This is a genomic window from Bathymodiolus heckerae thiotrophic gill symbiont, assembly GCF_900128515.1.
Taxonomy (GTDB): Bacteria; Pseudomonadota; Gammaproteobacteria; order PS1; family Pseudothioglobaceae; genus Thioglobus_A.
This window is the reverse complement of record NZ_FQTP01000097.1, coordinates 1-4,907: the sequence shown is the minus strand read 5'-3', so window position 1 is coordinate 4,907 and position 4,907 is coordinate 1. Positions and strand designations below refer to the sequence as shown.

At 38.5% G+C, this 4,907-nt stretch carries 3 protein-coding genes; 2 read left to right on the top strand and 1 reads right to left on the bottom strand.

From position 1 onward, the window contains the following. A partial coding sequence (locus BTHERMOSOX_RS09250) for a protelomerase family protein (protein ID WP_249360672.1) occupies positions 1-730 on the bottom strand: 730 nt, incomplete at its 3' end. 158 nt (positions 731-888) lie between these two features. Between BTHERMOSOX_RS09250 and BTHERMOSOX_RS09245 the strand changes: the two genes are divergently transcribed. Next, the gene (locus BTHERMOSOX_RS09245; protein WP_138120809.1) at positions 889-1,359 is read left to right on the top strand and encodes a hypothetical protein; all 471 of its coding nucleotides are present in this window, start codon (positions 889-891) and stop codon (positions 1,357-1,359) included. 471 nt (positions 1,360-1,830) lie between these two features. Further along, a complete protein-coding gene (locus BTHERMOSOX_RS09240) occupies positions 1,831-4,854 on the top strand; it encodes a hypothetical protein (RefSeq protein ID WP_138120807.1) in 3,024 nt (1,007 codons plus the stop codon). Positions 4,855-4,907 lie beyond the last annotated feature (53 nt).

Sequence of the window (4,907 nt, the reverse complement as noted above, 5' to 3'; positions counted from 1 at the left end):
CATCATCTAAATACAGGTATGAAATTTCAGCATAGATACTTCTTAAATCTTTTGGGCTAATAGGTGCATCACTCACATTGAAGAATAGCTTTTTACATTTCTTATTTACGTCACTACTAGCCGCGTTGTGGAATCTGGGCATGTTATCCATGAACATGGGTTTCGCTTCACGCACAGCATGTAACGCGTTTATAAGTTTGGTGGAGTTGCAAAGAACGGGAATTTCAAAAGCGGGCAATACGCCACGGTTCTTAGTTTTTAACTGTCCTGTAAACATAACCGTGTAATCATCATCAGGAATTAAATTTAACTGTGCTGTGCAAGCAATTTCCGCTGTACGTCTACCAGTCAAAGCACATAACCCTAAAATCTTATCTTGATAACTATTCGAGTCCAGTAATTTAGTGGCAAGGTTTATATGTTCATCCAGATTATAAATAGGGCGTTGGTGTAATAGATCCCCAGCAATTTGTTTTTCCTTTGCTTGATCCAGATTCTTATTTTCCTTTCTGGTCAAGTGCAATGATTTAACGGTACGAAGCCTTTTATCTTCATCATCAACTTGAATTTCTACCGCTTTACGGTATGAAGTCAGCGCGCTTCTAAAACTAGATAGTGCCGGATAATTCTCTCTTAGGTAATTCATTTCTTCTAAGCAAACCGTGTTTATCTGGTCGATAGAAGCATCATTTATATTAGTAAGGAAGTGTTCTATACGTTGGATTCCCATGTTATGCCCTCTTTAAATTCGCAAATATTTATAGTAATGGTAGCATAGAAAATCAGTAAGGTGCAAATTTATACAGTAATTACAGTTGTTTATTAAGAATTTATGTTATATACTGTAAATAGACTATAATTTTTTAATTACACAAATGAGGGATTGAAATGAAGTCTAAAATCAAAATTGCTAATAACTTAGTGAAGTCGGAAAGTGGGATCTATGAAGGTACTATTGTCGGTATCGGTTTCGGAGAAGGTAAGAAAGTAACTAAGGTTGGTCGTGATGTCGAAGAAATTGTTTATCCACGCTTTGAATTTGTTACTGAGTTTGAAGGTACAGGTGAGTCGATCCGAATCAAAACTTATACAGGGACTTCAATTAACAGTGAACCAGTAGAAGTTCTTTACAGTGGGCGTGGTAAATCAAACGAAGTAAATGTTTACAATCGATTTACAACTTTATTGATGAAACTAGGTATGTTGACTGAAAATGATCTTGCCAGTGTGACGGCTGAAGTAGTTGAAAAAATCGAAAAAGACGTGCTTGAATTAAAAGGGCAGATGATTAAGTGTAAAATCGGCAAAGACAAAAATGGTTATTTTGCAGTTGATTTCGGCACTTTAGAAATGAAGTAAGTATGGAGAACTAAAGGAAAACAGTGTTGTAGGGGGGGATTAACCAGCTTCCCCTTGCACACTATGGGGGAAACTGGGTTATAATATCCATTGGATGGTTTGTGAGACAAGACGCTCACACTCCTAAAACGACCAGTACAAAGCCCCAATATGTTTTCGCCGACAATTAAGCTAAGTAATGGTTTTACGCAACTAGATCCATGTTAGTTTTATTTTCGTTTTTATACCAGTCTTTAAAGACAAGAAAAGCCATTTATGAAATCTATAAACTTCATAACGGCCTACTCCCTTAAAGACACCCACAGTATACACGGGATTACAGTAAGTGCATACCGAAAGAGCACCTTTTTTAATAATGTGTACTTTATATAATAATGTGTACTTTTTATAATAATGAACACCTTTTTATACTAAAAGTGACCATTCGGTAAACAAAACCTAACACAGGATCATTGAAAATATTGATGATTCATGCAAGATAAATCCTATTTTACCACCAAAATCCCTCTCTTCACAGACTCTAAGAACTTCCATAAGAAAGACACCGCCCCTAGCTGTCTATTTAATACCGAATTCGATCCAGAAACGAATATAGCTATACCACTGGTCATTGATTCAGAGTTTTACGCCCCTCAAGTTAAGGATTTTGTAAAAGGCAACTTCCGGTATCGACAACCAGTCACCCTTCAATATAAACACGCCCATCATAACGATGAAAAGATCGTTGTGCATCCGTCTTTTGTGACTGAAATATGTGAACCGCAAGGACTTAAACCCCGTCACGAAGTAGTGCAACACCCATTCATTTTAGGTGATTATTTGGAATCCTATGGCCACCAGGTATCGATCTCACGCTACACTAGAGAAGTGCTTGAAGGACTCGAAAAAGAAAAACCGTTTCCCACTATGCGTGTCGTTATGTATGCCCATTTTGCGCTTGCAGATTTAGGCATGTGTTCGCCTGATGGTGATTTTGAAGCCGATATAGGCAAGAAATACGCTTCCGGGGGGATCAAGATGAAGAGGCGTATGACATGCGGTAAAAACAGCGTGGTAAAAATGCCTTGGTTAATTGACGTTGACGGGTTTACTTACCGCATAAGTTTTCAAATAGTCGATACAGTAGCCGTACACGGTCAAGCGTCTTATGGGGAATTCTGCGCGAACTCAGGCATAAAATTAGGTGCTAAAGACTCGATGAAAGACTGGATCACTCAAATGGATAAGGCTTACTTTGAAGTCCCAGAACTTTATGATGAATATTCGTTAGGTGATTTACAGGTACATGATGCTCTAGTTGCCAACTATGAAAATATGAAACTAATCTGGAAGGATCTAGACCTAGAATCATATTATGAAAATCCAAAGTTAACTATAGGCGCAACGGTATCAAAGATTTTTGAGAATTTTATTTTCAAGACTTTTGATTTATCAGCTGAAGATAAACCTAAGACAACTAAAGACATAGATGAATTTTTTGAAGATAAAACCTATAAGGCTTCAGCACTGTTTCTTTCATCCTTCGTAGAAAGTAACGCCTTTCTCCTCAGTAAAGGCAATGGGGGAAGGTGTAAAAACAATGATCCATTGACCACCGCCATTAAAGCGCCCTTGTGTGATATTGACATTGCAGGCGCATATGGGGGGTCAATGTCAGTTGCCGATTATCCTTTCGGAATCCCCGTAATATATGCGACCAAGTTCAATCGTAAAAACAATAAAGGCGTGCCGTTCAAAGAAGTCTACAGTGGTTTCAAGTCTCAATTAGTAGATGGTCTATGGACAATGGCCATTAAAACCGATGATTTAAAATACGATCAGGACTTAGTACCGTCATGGTTCGGATATAACAGAACACGCACTGAACATTACGAGACTAAAGAAATAACAGGTGAAGTGGAGCTCGATTCAGGAACCACCAAGATATTTACACGACAAGTACGTGATGGAATGTTGACTTCAGATATTTTAGACGTGATTGAGCAATGGAGTCCACGACATCGTACGGACTTTCTAAACAAAACCGAAGTTCTAGCAATAGCTTTTTATCCTAAATCATCCGAAACCACACTTGAAGAGTTCCAATCAGGATTAAATGCCAAACGATTTACTTCAAAATGTAAAGCGGCTAGGAAGTTCGAGCAAATAACACAAGACACGCCTACCTGGTGTCGAATCCATTTACGTGATTTTACCGATTTGTTACGGGTAAAACGATCACAGCACTCCAAGAAAACACCCCTGAACACGCTGTACAAGTTGTTGTGTAACACTACTTATGGCGTACAAGTATCGCGTTTTTTTCCCACGGCAAATGTGATTCTTGGCAATCAGATAACGGGTAAGGTTCGTGCATTTATGTACATGACCGAGAAAGCTTTGAACCTGTACGGATCAATAACAGACGGACATGTTTTTGATATTGATAAAGTCCTACATCGTAAAAAAGGAAAGTACCTTCACACCGAAAACTTAGCACGCTCGTACTCGATGTCAGAAGCACTGTTATATAAAAACAATGCGGGGATTTACGCCCCGTTACCGATACCAGAAGATGTAATAACGAATATAAAAGGCAAGTTAAACGAGTTGGTCGCCATGCAATCTAATGATGATTGTGAACCAGAATTACAAGCTGTTAAAGAGCATATCGACAAATACGCCTTACAACACGTTGCGAATTTCTGGCCTAAATCCAAATTATTACATGGTAAATTTAAGTTATTAGATCCTAAAGACGGGGTCGCCAATTATGTAGATAGTCCGTGTTGCTTTAAATTTGAAATGAAGCAATTTAGCCACTGGTTAGTAGTGCATGGATCAAGTAATTATAGTTTCAATCCTGAAGATCCATATCAGACTAAATTTAGAAGTTATGAATCGAAACGCCCACATCAAGCGTTCATTATTGTAGATGGTAAACCAGAACCTACCGATGATTATGTGACCTATAACCCTGCTCAAGTCCTATTGATAAACATAAAGGATAGCCCTGAAGCCGTAAATTTCTTACAGCCGTTTCTTAAAACAGGGATCTTGAAGCCAGCCGCATATAAGGACAATTACTATGGTACTTGGGAAAAATCTGCTTTGTTACCAGGCGATAATATTTTGAAAGCTGGTAGACCGTCTTATTTCTCACTGTCACAGTTCACCTACCGAACTATGGCGCAGTATGAGAGCTGGAAGAAAACAGCCGAAAGTTTAAAGAGAAAACACGGTTATGCTTTCGAGATATTTTTTGTTAATAAAGACGGGACTTTAAATTATAAGAAAATGATCAAGTCCGTAGATGAATCGATCCGAAAATATGTAATTAAGCCTTTAGATATTTACGATCCTAACCGCAACCGTAACCGAACAAATTACCCCGATTCAATGACCGCCCCAGTTGACACGGCTGAAGCTTTACGCGAGATGATGAAAGCCGCTATGTTACTGGATGAATCTGAAGAACAAGAGTTCGATACTATCGACACTTCAGAACGGTGGTGATTACTATGAAAACATTTGTTATTAACCAACCACGCTGTGAAGCGTTATTGAGG